Origin of the sequence: Burkholderia sp. KBS0801 (assembly GCF_005937855.2) — a bacterium.
Taxonomy (GTDB): domain Bacteria; phylum Pseudomonadota; class Gammaproteobacteria; order Burkholderiales; family Burkholderiaceae; genus Burkholderia; species Burkholderia ambifaria.
Genome location: NZ_CP042178.1, coordinates 1,686,250 through 1,704,095 on the forward strand (window position 1 = coordinate 1,686,250; position 17,846 = coordinate 1,704,095).

The window sequence follows — 17,846 nt, forward strand, 5'->3', positions numbered from 1 at the left end:
GTTTTTATATAGCGCCGCCGCGTATCGGGCCATTGCGCTCCGCTTTCCATGCCGAGTGACCGGCATCCCGGTGCGGCGGAACTGTAACAGGACTGTTACAAAAGATCAACGTTACAGCGTGCGACTTCTCCAATATTTAACTATTTATTAATTTCCCGGGAAAGTCATGCATCGTCGGTTATCCCGACAATCCGTCGTCCCACGTACTTTGTACCGATCCTGCACCCAAATGGCTCATAATGGGCGCGATTCCGAATCTCCTTTTCCCGTTCAATGAGTTATTCGCTCGCAACCGAATACACCCGCGAGCTCGAAATCCGCAAGAGCCGCTTCATCGCACATGCGATCCCCGTCGACGACCGCGACGCCGCGATGCAGGCGCTGCAGCGCCTGCGTGACGCGCACCCCGCGGCCACCCACGTCTGCTGGGCGCTGCTCGCGGGCGGCCAGTCCGGCATGTCGGACGACGGCGAGCCCTCGGGCACGGCCGGCCGACCGATCCTCGAGGTGCTGCGTCATCACGATCTCGACGGCGTGCTCGGCGCGGTCGTCCGCTACTACGGCGGCGTGAAGCTCGGCGCAGGCGGCCTGGTGCGTGCCTATACGGACGCGATCGCCTCCGCGCTGCTCGACGCCGAGCGCATCGAACGCATTCGCCACACGCGGTTCGCGATCGAAATCGGCTATCCGGACGAAGCGCGCGTGCGCCGCTGGATCGAGCAGGCGGGTTACGAACTGGCGGACAGTGCGTACGGGATGACGGTGAAGCTCGTGATCAAGCTGCCGGAAACTGCCGAAGCGACGGCGAAAGCCGAGCTGTTCGACCTGACGCAGGGGCGTTCGGGCTTCCCTGACCTGTGACGCGCGCCTCCGCGCCCCGGCTTCATTACGATCCCCGCTAAAATTCAGATAAGTCCCATAGAAAAACCGCACACCCAAATTTAATCTCCCTGCATTCCCGGTACGGCGTTGCGCAAACGGCCGGCCGGGCATGGGGCACGCCGCACCTCGCGCGTCGCCGACAATCAGAATTCAGCCAGGGGGTATCGGACGCATGCAACTGCAAGAACTGCAAGCCCAACTCGCGGAACTCGATCGACGCATCCAGATGGCACGTCGCCGCGAACGCGATGCGGCACTGGTGCAGGTGCGCCAGCTCGTGAAGGACTACGCGCTGACCGCGCGGGAAATCTTCGGGCAGGGCTACAGCGATCGCGCGAAGCTGTTCACGATCGGCGCGAAATATCGCGATCCGGCGACGGGCGCCACGTGGAGCGGACGCGGTCGCGAACCCGCGTGGATCGCCGGCCGCGACCGTGCCGCGTTCCTGATCCGGGAATAACGCGCACCGCGTTGCACGGCGCGACCCGGCGGTCGATCCAGCCGACCTGAACCGCTCAATAAACGTCCGGGACGATCATGCTGTCCGGCACCGGACGCCGAATGTAGTCCTCGTGATGCTCGCGCTGCGGCAGATCGATCGTCGGGCGCGGCACCTCGTGATACGGCACCTGGGTCAGCAGATGGCTGATGCAGTTCAGGCGCGCGCGCTTCTTGTCGACCGCCTGCACGACCCACCACGGCGCTTCGGGGATATGCGTGCGCTGCAGCATTTCTTCCTTCGCGGCCGTATAGGCTTCCCAGCGGCGGCGGCTCTCCAGATCCATCGGGCTCAGCTTCCACTGCTTCAGCGGATCCTGGATCCGGCTCTGGAAGCGCACTTCCTGCTCGCGATCTGTGATCGAAAACCAGTACTTGACGATCTGGATCCCGCTGCGCACCAGCATCTTCTCGAATTCGGGTACCGAGCGGAAAAATTCCTCGTACTCGTCATCGGTACAGAAATTCATCACGCGCTCGACGCCTGCGCGGTTGTACCAGCTGCGATCGAACAGCACGATTTCGCCGCCGGCCGGCAGATGCGCGACATAGCGCTGGAAATACCATTGCGTGCGCTCGCGGTTGTTCGGCGCGGGCAGCGCCGCCACGCGGCACACGCGCGGGTTCAGGCGCTGCGTGATGCGCTTGATCGCGCCGCCCTTGCCTGCCGCGTCGCGCCCCTCGAAAATCACGACGAGGCGATGCCCCGTGCTCACGACCCAGTCCTGCAGCTTCACGAGCTCGCCCTGCAGCCGGAACAGCTCGCGGAAATACTGCTTGCGCGCTTCGCGGCGCTCCGGCGAGAACAGCAGATCCTCGCCGCTATCGAAACGGCGGTCGTCAAGTTCCATTTCGAGTTCTTCGTCGTACGCATCGACGAGGTCTTCCTCGAAATGGTGCCGGCGCGACTCGCCCGACGCCATATCGGTGGCGTTGTCGGTCTCGGTGCGGGTATCGTTGTCGCCCATGGGGCCTCCTTGCTTCAATTGACGCAGCCATACTCCACCATTATCCCAGCGTCGCGCGTCAAATTGATGAAAAAGGGGGCGACCGGCAAGGGCGACCGGCAAGGGCGACCGGCAAGGCGACCCGCAGGGCCGACCGGCAAGGGGCGACCTCGAAGCCGCCGCATCATGAAAAATGCCGGGCACCCAGGCCCGGCATCGATTGCCGTCGGCACGACCGCCCGGCGGTCGCGCCTGCGGCCTGCCTCGTCAGCGAATGATCCGCGTGACGCCGCGCCCGCGCGGATCGGCCATCGCCTCCGGCGTCCTGCCGTCGATCTTGATCACCTGGATGTCGCCGCTGAAGTCCTGCCCCTTCAGCGTGTAGCCGCGCGCCTCGATCTGCTTCGCGAGCTCGCCTTCGATCGGATGGTACGGCTCCCAGAAGATCGTGTTCGGCGGCAGCAGCTGGTGGTGGAAACGCATCGCGCCGACCGCGTCCTTCAACGGCATCTTGAAGTCGTAGATGTTGTTGATCACCTGGAAGATCGACGTGAAGATCCGCGAGCCGCCCGGCGTGCCGATCACGAGCGATACCTTGCCGTCCTTCGTCATGATCGTCGGCGACATCGAAGACAGCGGACGCTTCTTCGGCTCGATCGCGTTCGCATCGCTGCCGACCACGCCGAACATGTTCGCGACGCCCGGCTTCGCGGAGAAGTCGTCCATCTCGTCGTTCAGCACGATGCCGGTGCCGTCGGCGATCACGCCCGAACCGAAATAGCCGTTGATCGTGTACGTGTTCGATACCGCGTTGCCCCACTTGTCGACGACCGAGAAGTGCGTCGTTTCGGCCTTCTCCGGCATCGACGTGCCGAGCCCCGGCTGCACGCTCTTCGTGTCCGACGGCTCCTTCGGATTGACCTCGGCCGCACGCTTCGCGATGTACGAGTCGGCCGTGAGCTGCGCGATCGGCACCTTGTAGAAATCGGGATCGCCGAGGTATTGCGCGCGGTCGGCGAACACGCGCTTCTCGATTTCCGCGACCAGGTGGATGTACTGCGGCGAGTTGAGCGCCACGCCGTCGAAGTCCTTCTTCAGATCGGCCTTCATCTTCAGCAACTGCACGAGGCCGATGCCGCCCGAACTCGGAGGCGGCGCGGTGATCACGTCATAACCGTTCCACTTCGCCTGCACCGGCTGGCGCCACACCGCGCGGTATTGCGCGAGATCCTCGGTCGTGATCAGCCCGTTGGCGTCGCCGGTCTTCATCGAAGCCGCGATCAGCTCGGCCGTCTTGCCCTTGTAGAAACCCTCCGCGCCGCCGTTCGCGATCCGCGTGAGCACGTCGGCGAGATCGGGCTGCTTGAAGTTCGTGCCCGCCTTCAACCCGGAGAAGTACTTGTCGAAATTGGTCTTGCCGCCGAACTCCTTCGACGCGTCGACGCCGCGCTGCGCCAGTTGCTCGTCGACCATGAAGCCGTCGCGCGCATAGTGGATCGCCGGCGCGAGCACCTGCTTCCATTTCAGCTTGCCGAAGCGCTTCTGCGCTTCCCACATGCCCGCGACCGTGCCCGGCACGCCGGCCGCGCGCGGACCGTACAGGCTCATGCCCTTGACGACGTTGCCCTCCTTGTCGAGGTACATGTCCTTCGTCGCGGCGAGCGGCGCGCGCTCGCGGTAGTCGATGAAGTACGGCTTGCCGTCCTTGTAGATCGTCATGAAGCCGCCGCCGCCGATGTTGCCGGCCTCCGGATACGTGACGGCAAGCGTGAACGCGATCGCGACGGCCGCGTCGATCGCGTTGCCGCCTTCCTTGAAGATCCGCTCCGCGGCATCCGCGCTGTACTTGTCGGCCACCGCGACCGCCGAACTCGTCAGGACCGCCGGCTGCGGACCCTTCGCATAGGCAGGCGCGTTCGGCAGGAAACCGACGCCGGCCACCGTCGCGAGCACGACGGCGGATGTTTTGAAGCGATTCAGCGTAGTCATTGCATGTCCCCCATGTGGATCTTCTTTCAGGCGGGAAAGGCGCCCGATCCGCGCGTATCCGCTGGCTCGCCGACGGACACCTGCGGCTTCGTAGTATAGGGGGACAAAAAGGGTCGAACACGCGACGCGCGGTCAACGCATGCAAATTGTGGGCAGCGAGGTCACTTACCCGGTAGAAACGGGCGTGCGCATCGGTCGAAATTGCCTGCGCCGCCGGTCCTCGTGCAATGCATAAATCCGAAAGTTGCAAACCGCACCGCCATCACCCCGGACATGCAAAAAAACGGCGCCTGAAGTGCCCGCTCTGCGTGCCGATCTGCGAAGATAGCGCCCCGCTTTCGCGCTGCGTTCAGGCTTTCGCTCGCACGCCGCTTCACGTTCGTTCGTCTCGTTCCCTATGGCATCACACAATGCGCATCACGCGTCCGGCTTCGCGGCCGGCGTCGCCGCCGCCGTCCTCGTCGCGCAAACCGGCGCGACCGGCCCCTGGCACACGGGCCTCCTCGCCGCGTTCGCGGCCGGCGTCGCGGGCGGCACCGCGCCCGACTGGCTCGAAGTCGCATGGTGGACGCGCAAGCGCCGCCTGTGGATCACGCACCGCACCGTCACGCACTGGGGCATCGGCTGGATCGCGCTGCTCGCGCTCGGCTGGCACGGGCTCACGCATCATCCGCATCCGCTGTGGGCCGCGCCGTTGTTCGGCTTCGCGTGCGGCGGCGTGATGCATCTGCTCGCCGACTGGCCGAATCCGCTCGGCGTGCCGTGGATCTGGCGGCGTCACTCGCTGAATCTGTGGAACAGCGGGCACTGCGACCTGATCATCGTGGCCGCCGCATGGGGCGGCACGCTGTGGCTCGCGCAGTCGCTGTGGACGCGCGCACCGTTCCTCGAACACTGGCTCGGCTGGCTGCATCGCGTGTGATCGCGGACCGGGCCGCGCACCCACCCCGCCGCACGCCGAACGCAAGCGCCGCCCCCTTTCGCTGATCCGGCACCCGTGACCGAACGGGTGTCGTTGCGCACGCACGCCTATTGAAACGCCGGCACCGCGCCTCATCTGCATCTACGAGGCGCGCGCATTCTCGCCGCCCGCGTTGCCCGGCGCGCATCCGCGACGTCTGGCACACTGACGATTCGCGCGCTGCCGCCCGTGCGCTCGCACCCTATTTCAACGCTCCGATGGACGTCACCGCCACCCGCCCCGCCCACGCGCTCGACGTGTTCCACCCGGCCGTCGCCGCATGGTTCCGCCGCACGTTCGCCGCGCCGACCGGCGTGCAGGCGCTCGCGTGGCCGCACATCAAGGCCGGCCGGTCGACGCTCGTGGCCGCGCCGACCGGCTCCGGCAAGACGCTCACAGCGTTCCTGTGCGCGCTCGACGATCTCGTGCGCGACGCGCTCGCGCACGACGGCGCACTGCCCGACGCGACGCTCGTTGTCTACGTGTCGCCGCTGAAGGCGCTGTCGAACGACATCCACGTGAACCTCGACGCGCCGCTCGCCGGTATCGCCGAATCGCTCGCGCAGCTCGGCTTGCCGGTGCCTGCGATCCGCACCGCCGTGCGCACCGGCGACACTCCGCAGACCGAACGCGCGGCGCTGCGCAAACGCGCGCCGCACATCCTCGTGACGACGCCCGAGTCGCTGTACGTGTTGTTGTCGTCGACGTCGGGACGGCAGATGCTGTCGAGCGTGCGTTCGGTGATCGTCGACGAGATCCACGCGCTCGCATCGTCCAAGCGCGGCAGCCATCTCGCGCTGTCGCTCGAACGCCTCGATGCGTTGACGGGCCGCGCGTTGCCGCGCATCGGGTTATCGGCCACGCAGAAACCGATCGACGCGGTCGCGCGCTTCCTGGTCGGCGGCCCGGCCGATGCGCCGCGCGACTGCACGATCGTCGACACCGGTCACACGCGTGAACGCGACCTCGCGCTTGAACTGCCGAACGTGCCGCTCGGGCCGGTGATGGCGACCGACGTGTGGGAACAGGTGTACGACCGGATCGCCGCGCTCGCGGCCGCGCATCGCACGACGCTCGTGTTCGTGAACACGCGGCGCACCGCGGAGCGCATGGCGCGCCATCTCGCCGAGCGCCTCGGCAAGGACGCGATCGCCGCGCACCACGGCAGTCTCGCGAAGGAACATCGCTTCGACGCGGAACAGCGGCTCAAGCGCGGCGAGCTGAAGCTGCTCGTCGCGACCGCATCGCTCGAACTCGGCATCGACATCGGCGACGTCGATCTCGTATGCCAGGTCGGTTCGCCGCGCGGGATCGCACCGTTCCTGCAGCGCGTCGGCCGCTCCGGGCACCATGTCGGCGGCGTGCCGAAAGGTCGCCTGTTCCCGTTGTCGCGGGACGAGCTGGTCGAATGCGCGGCGCTGCTCGACTGCGTGCAGCGCGGCGAGCTCGACGCATTGCGGATTCCCGAGGCGCCGCTCGACGTGCTCGCGCAGCAGATCGTCGCCGAAGTCGCCTGCGCGGAATGGCACGAGGATGCGCTGTACGCGAGCTTCACGCGCGCGGCGCCGTACGCGCGCCTGTCGCGCGAACGCTTCGACGAGGTCATGAAGATGCTCGCCGAAGGCTTCACGAGCCGCCGCGGCGTGCGCGGCGCGTATCTGCATCGCGACGTGGTCGGCGGCACGGTGCGTGGACGCCGCAACGCGATGATGACCGCGACGACCTCGGGCGGCACGATTCCCGACATGGCCGACTACGCGGTGTTGCTCGAACCGCAGGGCATCCAGGTCGGCACCGTCAACGAGGATTTCGCGGTCGAGAGCCTGGCCGGCGACGTGTTCCAGCTCGGCAACCAGTCGTACCGGATCATTCGCGTGGAAACGGGCCGCGTGCGCGTCGAGGATGCACAAGGCCAGTCGCCGAGCATTCCGTTCTGGCTCGGCGAGGCGCCCGGGCGCAGCGACGAACTGTCGGCCGCGGTCGGCCGGCTGCGCGCGCGGCTCGACGCGCTGTTCGCCGAAGGCGATCGAAACACGAATGCCGGCGGGCGCAAGCGCGGTGCGAGCGGTGCGAACGGCGATGCAGCCGGCAAGACGGCCACGCGCGGCAAAGCCAAACGAGGCGAGGAAACCCCGGCCGTCGCCGAATCGCGCAGCGATGCCGACGGCACCGCGATCGTCCCGGCCGAAAGCCGCCTCGCGCCGGCGCTGCGCTGGCTCGCCGACGATCTGCACCTGGCTCCGGACGCGGCACGCCAGATCGTCGACTACCTCGCCCGCACGCGCGCGGCGCTCGGCGCGCTGCCCACGCAGGACACGCTCGTGATGGAGCGCTTCTTCGACGAGTCGGGCGGCACGCAGCTGGTGATCCATTCGCCGTTCGGCAGCCGCATCAACCGCGCGTGGGGGCTCGCGCTGCGCAAGCGCTTTTGCCGCACGTTCGACTTCGAGCTGCAGGCCGCCGCGACCGACGACGCGATCGTTCTTTCGCTGTCGCTCGCGCACAGCTTCGCGCTCGACGAAGTGTGGCGTTACCTGCGCTCGGCCAGCGCCGAACATGTGCTGATCCAGGCGCTGCTCGACGCGCCGATGTTCGGCGTGCGCTGGCGCTGGAACGCGACGACCTCGCTCGCGCTGCCGCGCTTCACCGGCGGCCGGCGCACCGCGCCGCAACTGCAGCGGATGAAGAGCGACGACCTGCTCGCGACCGTGTTTCCCGAACAGGTTGCGTGCCTGGAAAATATTGTCGGCGAACGCGAGATCCCGCACCACCCGCTCGTCGACCAGACGCTCGACGATTGCCTGCACGACGCGATGGATACCGACGGCTGGCTTGCGCTGCTGCGCCGGATCGAAAGCGGCGCGATCGAACTGATCGCGCGCGACCTGCCCGCGCCGTCGCCGCTCGCGGCCGAGATCCTGAACGCGAAGCCCTATGCGTTCCTCGACGACGCGCCGCTCGAAGAGCGCCGCACGCAGGCCGTGCAGTCGCGCCGCTGGAGCGACCCCGAGTCGGCCGACGATCTCGGCGCGCTCGACGCCGATGCGATCGATGCGGTGTGCGACGAAGCGTGGCCGCTCGTGCGCGATGCCGACGAAATGCACGACGCGCTGCTCACGCTCGCGTGCGTCGCCGACAGCGAAGCGCGGGCGCACGACGGCTGGCCCGAGCAGCTCGCGGAATTGGCCGAACGCCGTCGCGCGACCCAACTCGTCACACCGGATGGCGCCGCGCTGTGGGTGCCGGTCGAGCGGCTGGTCTGCATCCGCGCGCTGCATCCCGACGCACGTGTCGCACCCGCGCTGAAGGTGCCGGCCGCGTGCGCGCAGCCATGGGACGCCGACGCCGCGCTCGTCGACGTGATCCGCGCGCGGCTCACCGGATTCGGGCCGCTGACGCTCGACGCCATCGCGCAGCCGCTCGGCCTGCCGCCCGCGACGATCGCGACGGCGCTCGCGGCACTGGAGCGCGAAGGCTATGTGATGCGCGGCCGCTTCACGCCGGGCGCGACGACCGACGAATGGTGTGAACGCCACCTGCTCGCGCGCATTCATCGCTATACGGTGAAACGACTGCGCCGCGAGATCGAGCCCGTCGAGCGCGCCGATTTCATGCGCTTCCTGTTCCACTGGCAACGCCTGACGCCCGATACGCGCGGAACCGGCCGCGACGCGCTCGCGGCCGTTGTCGAGCAGCTCGAAGGCTACGAAGCCGCGGCGAGCGCATGGGAAGACGCGCTCCTGCCCGCACGGCTGACCGACTATACGGCCGGCGGCCTCGACGATCTATGCCGCTCGGGCAAGCTCGTGTGGACCCGCATCGGCGCGCCGGCCCGCGCGGCCGGCACGCCCGTGAAGACGACGCCGGTCGTGCTGCTGCCCCGCCGCCACCTCGGCGCATGGCAGGCGCTGCGCGACCCGGACGCGCAACCGGCGCTGTCCGCGCGCGCGACGCAGGTGCGGGACGCGCTCGCCGCCCATGGCGCGATGTTCTTCGATGCACTGCTCGACGAACTGCACATGCTGCCCGTCGAACTCGAACAGGCACTCGGCGAACTCGTATCGGCCGGCCTCGTGAATGCCGACAGCTTCGCCGGACTGCGCGCATTGCTGAAGCCGGCGGTCAAGCGCAGCGCGACGTATGCGCCGCGCACGCGGCGCGGCGGCGCACTGATCGGCGGGATGGACGATGCGGGCCGCTGGGCGCTCGTGCAACGCGTTTCGCCACCGAACGACGACGCGCCAACCCCGGCACCGAAGCGCGGCGCGCCCGCGACCGATCCCGCCGCGCTCGAACACATCGTCTGGACGCTGCTGCGCCGCTACGGTGTCGTGTTCTGGCGGCTGCTCGAACGCGAAGCCGACTGGCTGCCGAGCTGGCGCGAGCTCGTGCGCGTGCTGCAGCGGCTCGAAGCGCGCGGCGAGATTCGCGGCGGACGCTTCGTCGCCGGGCTCGCGGGCGAGCAGTTCGCGCTGCCGGAGGCGATCCCGATCCTGCGCGAACTGCGTCGCCAACCGGGCGACGGCCAGTATGTGTGCGTGACGGGTGCCGATCCGCTGAACCTTGCCGGCACGCTGCTGCCCGGCGACAAGGTGCCCGCGCTGGCCGGCAATCGCGTGCTGTTCCGCGACGGCGTGCCCGTCGCGTCGCTCGTGTCGGGCGCGTTCCACTACGCGCCCGAGCTGCCGCCTGCCGCGCGCGAGGATGCGCGCCTGCGTCTGGCCCGCCGCTACTGACATCGGCTGACACGCGGCACGTCGCGGACTACTGAACGCCGCGCCGCATCGCCGCGCGCGTTCGGGTAGCATCCCACGATTCACCGCGCGAACGACCGCGCCCAGAACAAGCCTTCCGGAGACTGCCTTTCATGCCTTCGCATGCCGATTCGCCCGCCGTTCATCACGCGGGCTCGCTGACGATTTTCCAGGGCGCCGCGCTGTATATCGGCGCGGTGCTCGGCACCGGCGTCATTGCGTTGCCCGCGCTCGCCGCCGAGGTCGCGGGCCCGGCATCGCTGCTCGCGTGGGCCGCGCTCGTCGTGCTGTCGGGGCCGCTCGCGGCCACCTTCGCCGCACTCGGTGCGCGCTATCCGGACGCGGGCGGCGTATCGACCTACGCGCGACGTGCATTCGGGCCGAAGGCCGCGGCGATCGTCGGCTGGTGTTTCTATTTCGCGGTGCCGGCCGGCGCGCCGGCCGCCGCGATGTTCGGCGGCGCGTATGTCGCGGCCGTCACGGGCGGCGGGCATGCCACCGTCATCGTCACGGCCGCCGCCTTGATTGCCACGGTGTCGGCAGCGAATGCATTCGGCGTGACGGTGTCCGGTCGCATGCAGCTCGTGTTGTCGGCACTGCTCGTCACGCTGCTGCTGGCCGCGGTGCTCGCGTCCGCGCCGCATGCGCGCACCGCGAACCTGCATCCGTTCGCGCCGCACGGCTGGCTGGCGGTCGGTCAGGCTGCAGCACTGCTGGTATGGAGCTTCGCGGGCTGGGAAGCGATCACGCACCTCGCGGCCGAATTCCGACGCCCCGCGCATGACATGCCGCGCTCGGCCGCCATCGCGGTCGTGGTCGTCGGATTCCTGTATCTGTCGGTCGCGGCCGCGAGCGTGACGGTGCTCGGGCCGTCGGCCGGCGCATCGGGTGCGCCGCTCGCGGAACTGATCGCGGGCGGCATCGGCGGTCACGCGCGGGTGCTGGCGGCCACGGCCGCGGTGCTGCTCACGCTCGGCACGATGAACGCCTATTTCGCGGGTGCGGCCAAACTCGGCGCGGCGCTCGGGCGCGACGGCGCGCTGCCCGCGTGGCTCGCGCAAGGCAGCCAGGTCGGTGGCGTGCCGCGCCGCAGTCTCGGCGTGATCGCGGTGCTGGCGGCCGTGGCGCTCGCGGCAACGACGATCTCGGACGTCGGGCCGAAACCGCTCGTGCTCGTCACGTCGGGTTGCTTCGTGATGGTGTATGGGCTCGGCGCGGCCGCGGCGCTGAAACTGCTGCCGCGTGGCGGCATCGCGTACCGCTGCGCGTGGATTTCGCTGGTCGCCGTCGCCGGGCTGTTTCTGACGACGGGATGGTATATCTTGTGCCCGCTGCTGCTCGCGGGCGGTGCGTTGCTGTATCTGCGGATGGCCGGGCCGCGCACATGATCGTGCGCCGATGCCCGCGCGCGGACGAACCGGCGCTCGTTCGCCACGATGCGCCGGCCCACCGCGAACCGGCCGCGCACCGTTTCGCGATGCCCGTCAGGCCGGCACCAGCTCGAAGCTGAGCCGCTTGCCGAGTGCGGTGGCCGCGCTCGCGAGCGTCGCGAGCGTGAGGCTCGTGTCGGTTTCGTCGAGCAGCCGGTTGAGCGCGGCGCGGCTGGTCTTCATCCGTGCGGCCATGGCGGTTTTCGTGATGTGCTGCGCCTTCATCTCCTGCCCGATCTGCCACGCGATCACGCGCTTGATCGCGGTGGCGGTGGCCGCTTCGAGATGGCCGTCCTCGTCGAGGAAGGTGTCGAAATCGCTGCCGATATGCGGGTTGTTCGTGGTCGTCATGGATACTCCAATGCATGGCGTTGCCGGCCGGCACTGCGGCGCTCGCACGTGCCGGCGCAACCGGGAAATTCAGATGGCGTGCGTGAGCGCTTTCAGCCGCGCGACGGTCACGTCGAGATCGTCGGACGGCGTGCCCTGCGACTGCTTGAAGAACGCGTGCAGCAGCACCATCGTGTCGCCGACGACCGTGAACAGCACGCGCGCGCTTCGTCTCGGCAGCATCACGCGGATTTCCCACAGATCCTTCGACATCTTCCGGACCAGCGGCATGCCGAGCGGCCAGCCCAGTTGAACGGTCTTGATCTCTTCGCCGATCATCCTGCGCTCGATCTGCCCGAGCACCTTGAGCCATTCGCGCACCGGCTCGTTGCCGTGCGCCGTGCGGAAGAACCGCACGCCGAGCGTGATCTGAATCTGCTGTCTCGCCATCGTCGTGCCATCAAGCGTATCAAAAACGATACGATATGCCAAGCACGACGAAGCCCGCTACTGACCGAACGGCGAACGAATGAGGGGGAAGGAACGGCTGCCGAGCGCCACGTGGCCCGGCCCTGCGCGGCGTCTCAACGTGCGCGGCGAGCCGGCTTGCGTGTGCCGGGCGGCGCGCGATGCGCTCGCGCATCGCCGAACCGCGCCCGCGCGATTTCGCGCACGGCGTCGATCAGCGTCCGGGCGACGGGCGACGGTTGCGCATCGGTGCGCAGCACGAGCCCGACCGGCTCGTCGGTGCCCGCAGACGGCAGCGCCAGGCGCGCGAGCGCACCGGCCGACAGGTCGTATTCGGCCGCATAGAGCGGCACGAACCAGACCGCGTCGTTCTCGAGTGTGAGGGCACGGGCGACCGACACCGACAGCACCTCGATGAACGAATCCAGTGGCGGCGCCCCGCACGCGCCGAGCAGCTGCTCGGCCGACTGGCGGATCAGCGTGCCGAACGGCGGCAGCACGACCGGATAGTGCGCGAGCTCGGCGGCCGGTGCGGCGCTGGCCAGCAGCGGATGCCCCGCGCGCACGACCGCGACGAGCGGCTCGTTGTACAACTGCTCGAACGCCAGCCCGATCATTCGCTCCGGCTCCGACAGGCGCCCGATCGCGCATTCGATCGCGCCCGCCTTCAGCCGCTCCAGCAACTCGGCGTTGGCGGCCGTCGCGATCCGCACGACGATGCGCGGCCAGCGTGCGGCCAGCGCCTTCATCAGCGCGGGCGCGAGCGATGCCGCAACGGTCGGCAGCATGCCGATCTCGAGCGTCGCCGCGGCGGCCCCGCCCTCGCGCGCGAGCAGCCCGACACCCTGCCGCAGCGCCAGCACGCACGCGTTCGCATGCGGGATGAACAGCTGCGCTTCGCGGGTCGGCTGCGCGCCGTGCCGCCCGCGCTCGAACAGCTTCACGCCGAGGATCGACTCCAGTTCGGCGATCGTCTTCGACACGGCCGGCTGCGTGATCGACAGGCTTTCGGCCGCCTTCTGCACGCCGCCGAGCTGCGCGACCGCGAGAAAACACTGCAGGTGCCGGAATTTGACGCGGCCGTCGGCGATACGGTTATTCATAACGGGCGGTTATGCAAGTGATGACGTTGTGCCATTTTGCATAACTTTCCGGGAAGGCCCAAGCATTCGGCGCGGCGTCACGCATGGCGCCGCAGCGCGTGGAAGCCGGTCGGCTCCCAGATCCGCTTGGCGATGAGCAGCCCCGTGCCGCGCTTCTGCCCGAGCGGCGCGGACGACGACTCCGCGTGCAGCGCCGCCGCCTTGGCGCCGAGCCGCCGCAGTTCCTGCTCGAGTTCCGCGGCGGCCGCGTCGGTGAGCATCCCTTGCGAGAACGTCATCGTCTCGCCCGGGCCGTCGAAACGGCTGCCGAGAAAGTCGTCGAGCACGTGTGCATGGAAATAGCGGCGGATCGGCCCGCCCGGCAGCCAATCGAAATCGCGTGCGACGCGCACGCGAATCCGGTCGCCGGGCAGCAGCGCGATCACGTTCATCCGGTCGAGCATCAGCAGGTATTTCACGCACTCGGCCTGCGTCAGACAATAGGCCGACACGATGTCCTGCACGGTCCAGTAGTTGACCGCGCAAACGGCGACGAGCAGCAGCTTCTCGTCCGACACGAGCAGCGCCTCCTGCTGCTCGGTCAGCACGCGCAAGCGCGGCGCGGATGCCGACGCCTCCTGCACGAGTTCGGCGAGCGTATAGCCGAGCAGTTGCGCGATCTCCACGACGCGCTCCAGCGTGAAGCGGCCGCTCGCGAACAGCCGCTTCACGCTCGTCTCGGACACGTCGAGCGCCCGCGCGACGTCGCGATAAGTCATTCCCTGCGCCTTTAGCTGACGCTTCAGCGTTTCGATGAGTTGGGCGGTTTCGGTCATGTCGGTATCGAAAAATGGCGCTCAAGGTCGGATATTAGGCTACCCGAGCATCCAGACAAGCACTTTTGGATACTTGTCAGCATAATCCGCTCCGTCCTGTCACTGCACGGAGCCGCGATGAGCACCCGAACCGACACCACCGCCTTCGAACCGCATCCCACCGCGCCGCGCGACGCCCGCGACACGGACCGCACGCTGCCGCTCGCCACGGTGCGCATCCTGGCCGCCGGCGCGCACGTCGGGGATCTCGTGTTCATCCGCGTACCGGCCGGCGCATTGCGCGACGCGGCACGCAACGCAGGCGCGTGGGCCGATCGCTTCGGCATCGTCGTCGATACGTCGGGCGACGAACCGTTGGTCGCCGAGCCCGCGTTTGCGCGGACGAAGCTCACGCTGCTGTCGCGCTTCATCGCCCGCGCCGACGGCGGACGCGTCGCGCTGGCTCGCCGCGTCGCGGCACCGACCGCCGACGCGCAACGCCACGTGCACGCGCTGGCCGAACAGCGGATCGACGGGCTGCTCGGCAGCCGCTTCAGCCTGCTCGCGCACCGCGGGTTCTGCGCGAACTACGTGGGCGACGTGCTCGGCGCCGAGCGCACCGCGACGCCGGCCGCGCTGCTGCGCAGCGGCACGCTGTCGCTCGAATTCGACGGGATCGTCTTCGATCCCGCCCGACCGTAACGAACGACGAGGAACGAAGGACGAACACGCTCGGGGAGACCTGATAACAACAACAACGAAACAAAAAAAAGCAGCGACGGGCTGGCTGGAGGGCCGTGCATGGAGTCGTCACCGACGACGCGAAGCCCGATCGCTTTTTCCGCCGGACAGGCCGCCCTGTCCGGCGATTTTCATTGGGGTCGGCGAACATAACGAATGGTTATGCGATTCGCTAAAAAAGGTCATTTTGCATAACTTTCCGGATTGGTTACAGTCTTGCCATCCCCTCGCGAAATACCTATCAGGAGACACCCGATGGATTCCCCCACGATCCTCACGCCGCGCGACTGGCCGTCGCATCCCGCGTATGTCCACCCCGAGTACCGTTCGTCGGTGAAGCGCGGCCCGACGCGCCCGATGATTCCGTTGAAGGAAAAGCTGCGCGACCAGTACGCGCCCGTCTACGGCGCGGAGGATCTCGGCGCGCTCGACCATGACCTGACGAAGAACTCGGTAAAGAATGGCGAGCCGCTCGGCGAGCGCATCGTCGTCACCGGCCGCGTGCTCGACGAAGGCGGCAAGCCCGTGCGCAACACGCTCGTCGAGGTATGGCAGGCGAACGCCGCCGGCCGCTATGTGCACAAGGTCGACCAGCACGACGCGCCGCTCGATCCGAACTTCCTCGGCGCGGGCCGCTGCCTGACCGATAACGAAGGCCGCTACCGCTTTCTGACGATCAAGCCCGGCGCCTATCCGTGGGGCAACCATCCGAACGCGTGGCGCCCGAATCACATTCACTTCTCGCTGTTCGGCGATTACTTCGGCTCGCGCCTCGTCACGCAGATGTACTTCCCCGGCGATCCGCTGCTCGCGTACGACCCGATCTTCCAGGGCACGCCGGAAGCCGCGCGCGATCGCCTGATCTCGCGCTTCTCGATGGACATCACCGAAGAAGGCTATGCGCTCGGCTACGAATTCGACATCGTGCTGCGCGGCCGCGACGCTACCCCGATGGAGCGCTGAACCATGACGACGCTGAAGCAAACCCCTTCGCAGACGGTCGGCCCGTACTTCGCATACGGCCTGTGCCCGCAGCAATACGATTACGACCTCAAGAGCCTGTTCACGCCGACGATCGCCACGCCGGACGCCGAAGGCGAGCACGTGCTGCTGGTCGGTCAGGTGTTCGACGGCGACGGCAACGTCGTCGGCGACGCGGTGCTCGAATTCACGCAGGTGGATGGTGCGGGCCGTTATCCCGCGTCGCGTGACGACATCGCGAAGTCCGGCTTCACGGGCTTCGCACGCGTCGGCACGGGCACCGACCCGCAGAACCGCTTCGTGGTCCCGACGGTAAAGCCGGGCCGCATCGCCGCCGACGAAGCGCCGCATATCAACGTGACCGTGATGATGCGTGGGATCCTGACCCACACGTTCACCCGCGTGTATTTCGACGACGAAGCCGCGGCGAACGCGGCCGATCCGGTGCTGAACCTGGTGCCGGCCGAACGCCGTGCGACGCTCGTCGCGAAACGCGATGCGCAGCCGGGCCGCCCCGTCGTGTACCGCTTCGACATCCGCATGCAGGGGCCGGACGAAACCGTGTTCTTCGACGTGTGACGCGCGAGCCGGCGCAGCCGGCTGCGCGCACCGAACCGCCGTGTGGCGCGATACCGACAGGCATCGCGTCATGCGGCGGTTTTCGTTTTCGGGCGGCAACATTCGATGTTGTGTCGCAGCACGCGCGACGACCATCGCCAAAGTCCATGATTGGTGGCCTCCGACCTCGGCGTCGAACGCGCGATTGAAACGCATGCTGCGGCAGCACATGAATCGTTGGGAGCACGCGATTTCGTTCGCGTGTTATGCGGCGTATGCTTGGCTATCCGCGATACACCGATGGCATTGAATCGGGATAGGCAACAATTTTCATGAATGAATGCGCGAACGCCGCCCCGCCGGCTGGTCGCGCATTTTTTCTGACCGAGTGCCTTTAAGCGCGCCTGACCGATTCCTGGCAGGCGCGTTTTTTTCGTCCGCAACCGCAGCGCCGCCGCGACTAGCGGCGAACCTCCAGATACCGGCTTGGCGTATCGCCGAGGATGCGGCGAAACGCCGACGTAAAGGCGCTCGCGCTCGCATAGCCGAGCTCCAACGCGACTCGCGTCACCGGCTGCCCGTCGCTCAGGCGCGTAATCGCCGCGAGCATGCAGACCTGCTGCCGCCACGCGGCGAAACTCACGCCGGTCTGCGCGCGGAACAGCCGCGTAAACGTGCGCCGGCTCACGCCCGCATGGGTCGCCACCTGGTCGAGATCGGTCGCGATCGACGGCGACGCGAACAGGTGCCGACAGATACTCGCGAGGCGCGCGTCGGCGGGCAGCGGCGCGTGCAGCGACAGCCGCGGCATCGTCGCGATTTCCGCGACCAGCAGCGCCATCAGCTTGCCCGCCCGGCCGTCGACGTCGTACATCGCCGGCAGCTCGATCGCATCGTCGATCAGTTGCCGCAACAGCGGCGACACGCCGTACACGCCGCACTGGTCCGGCAGCCCCGCAGCCCGGGCCGCGTCGTCGGACACGAACGTGTTGAGCATCGTGACAGCCCCGGTCATCGTCATTTCATGCCGCACGCCGGGCGGCACCCAGCACGCGCGCTGCGGCGGCACGAGCCACCGGCCGTGCGGCGTCGACACGCTGATCGTGCCGCGCGACGCGAACGCGAACTGCCCGCGCCCGTGCGCGTGCTCCGGAAACGTCGTGCCCGCCGGATAGTCGTTGGCGGTCACGACCACGCTACGGGGAATGTGGTCGTAGGGATCTGGCAGCGTATTTCTCAAGGCCGGAATTCCATCATGAATGATCTGGTATCGAAGGCGGGTCACCTTCGATCGGTCCGAGATCCGCTCCACGCCTGTGCGACCGGACGGCCGCACGACCCGACGGCCCAATCGGCCGGATTGCGACTTCATCGGAGCGGAGATGCCGACTACGTTTCATCGTGTGTGGG

General features: G+C 67.9%; 15 protein-coding genes. 8 read left to right on the forward strand and 7 right to left on the reverse strand.

All coding sequences use genetic code 11. The annotated features are described in order from the left end of the window. The first annotated feature begins 273 nt into the window (after window positions 1-273). Both FFI87_RS24410 and FFI87_RS24415 read left to right on the forward strand, forming a co-directional pair. Complete coding sequence (locus FFI87_RS24410; RefSeq protein ID WP_012365880.1) at window positions 274-861, forward strand: IMPACT family protein; 588 nt, start codon at window positions 274-276, stop codon at window positions 859-861. Window positions 862-1,054: 193 nt separating this feature from the next. Then, on the forward strand, window positions 1,055-1,342 hold the full coding sequence (locus FFI87_RS24415; protein WP_012365879.1) for an H-NS family nucleoid-associated regulatory protein: 288 nt from the start codon (window positions 1,055-1,057) through the stop codon (window positions 1,340-1,342). A gap of 55 nt (window positions 1,343-1,397) precedes the next feature. On the opposite strand, the gene ppk2 is transcribed toward FFI87_RS24415, so the two are convergent. Both ppk2 and ggt read right to left on the reverse strand, forming a co-directional pair. Further along, a complete protein-coding gene (gene ppk2, locus FFI87_RS24420) occupies window positions 1,398-2,348 on the reverse strand; it encodes a polyphosphate kinase 2 (protein WP_012365878.1) in 951 nt (316 codons plus the stop codon). Window positions 2,349-2,594: 246 nt separating this feature from the next. Beyond that, the gene (gene ggt / locus FFI87_RS24425) at window positions 2,595-4,316 is read right to left on the reverse strand and encodes a gamma-glutamyltransferase (protein WP_012365877.1); all 1,722 of its coding nucleotides are present in this window, start codon (window positions 4,314-4,316) and stop codon (window positions 2,595-2,597) included. Between the two features lie 397 nt (window positions 4,317-4,713). Between ggt and FFI87_RS24430 the strand changes: the two genes are divergently transcribed. From FFI87_RS24430 to FFI87_RS24440, 3 genes are all read left to right on the forward strand, one after another. Further along, window positions 4,714-5,238 carry a metal-dependent hydrolase gene (locus FFI87_RS24430; RefSeq protein ID WP_006758580.1) on the forward strand — a complete coding sequence of 175 codons (525 nt, stop codon included), beginning with the start codon at window positions 4,714-4,716 and terminating at the stop codon, window positions 5,236-5,238. 257 nt (window positions 5,239-5,495) lie between these two features. Beyond that, window positions 5,496-10,013, forward strand: a complete 4,518-nt coding sequence (locus FFI87_RS24435; protein ID WP_138848724.1) for a DEAD/DEAH box helicase — start codon at window positions 5,496-5,498, stop codon at window positions 10,011-10,013. Between the two features lie 131 nt (window positions 10,014-10,144). After that, window positions 10,145-11,419: an APC family permease gene (locus FFI87_RS24440; RefSeq protein ID WP_138848723.1), complete on the forward strand. Its 1,275-nt coding sequence runs from the start codon at window positions 10,145-10,147 to the stop codon at window positions 11,417-11,419. A gap of 96 nt (window positions 11,420-11,515) precedes the next feature. Here the strand turns inward: FFI87_RS24440 and FFI87_RS24445 are convergent, their stop codons facing one another. The 4 genes from FFI87_RS24445 to FFI87_RS24460 form a co-directional block, all read right to left on the reverse strand. Further along, window positions 11,516-11,812 (reverse strand): XRE family transcriptional regulator, encoded by a 297-nt coding sequence (locus FFI87_RS24445; RefSeq protein WP_012365874.1) that lies wholly within the window; start codon window positions 11,810-11,812, stop codon window positions 11,516-11,518. A gap of 69 nt (window positions 11,813-11,881) precedes the next feature. Beyond that, the gene (locus FFI87_RS24450; RefSeq protein WP_012365873.1) at window positions 11,882-12,241 is read right to left on the reverse strand and encodes a type II toxin-antitoxin system RelE/ParE family toxin; all 360 of its coding nucleotides are present in this window, start codon (window positions 12,239-12,241) and stop codon (window positions 11,882-11,884) included. A gap of 134 nt (window positions 12,242-12,375) precedes the next feature. Further along, entirely contained in the window at window positions 12,376-13,362 is a 987-nt protein-coding gene (gene pcaQ, locus FFI87_RS24455; RefSeq protein ID WP_138848722.1) for a pca operon transcription factor PcaQ, read from the reverse strand. 77 nt (window positions 13,363-13,439) lie between these two features. Continuing rightward, on the reverse strand, window positions 13,440-14,177 hold the full coding sequence (locus FFI87_RS24460; RefSeq protein ID WP_012365871.1) for a helix-turn-helix domain-containing protein: 738 nt from the start codon (window positions 14,175-14,177) through the stop codon (window positions 13,440-13,442). A gap of 117 nt (window positions 14,178-14,294) precedes the next feature. Between FFI87_RS24460 and FFI87_RS24465 the strand changes: the two genes are divergently transcribed. From FFI87_RS24465 to pcaG, 3 genes are all read left to right on the forward strand, one after another. Further along, the gene (locus FFI87_RS24465) at window positions 14,295-14,858 is read left to right on the forward strand and encodes a YiiX/YebB-like N1pC/P60 family cysteine hydrolase (RefSeq protein ID WP_138848721.1); all 564 of its coding nucleotides are present in this window, start codon (window positions 14,295-14,297) and stop codon (window positions 14,856-14,858) included. A 294-nt stretch (window positions 14,859-15,152) separates the two neighbouring features. After that, on the forward strand, window positions 15,153-15,860 hold the full coding sequence (gene pcaH, locus FFI87_RS24470) for a protocatechuate 3,4-dioxygenase subunit beta (RefSeq protein WP_011658600.1): 708 nt from the start codon (window positions 15,153-15,155) through the stop codon (window positions 15,858-15,860). A 3-nt stretch (window positions 15,861-15,863) separates the two neighbouring features. After that, window positions 15,864-16,457, forward strand: coding sequence for a protocatechuate 3,4-dioxygenase subunit alpha (gene pcaG, locus FFI87_RS24475; protein WP_138848720.1), 594 nt, complete (start codon window positions 15,864-15,866; stop codon window positions 16,455-16,457). 439 nt (window positions 16,458-16,896) lie between these two features. Here the strand turns inward: pcaG and FFI87_RS24480 are convergent, their stop codons facing one another. Beyond that, window positions 16,897-17,676 (reverse strand): AraC family transcriptional regulator, encoded by a 780-nt coding sequence (locus FFI87_RS24480; RefSeq protein ID WP_041490019.1) that lies wholly within the window; start codon window positions 17,674-17,676, stop codon window positions 16,897-16,899. Between the last annotated feature and the right edge of the window lie 170 nt (window positions 17,677-17,846).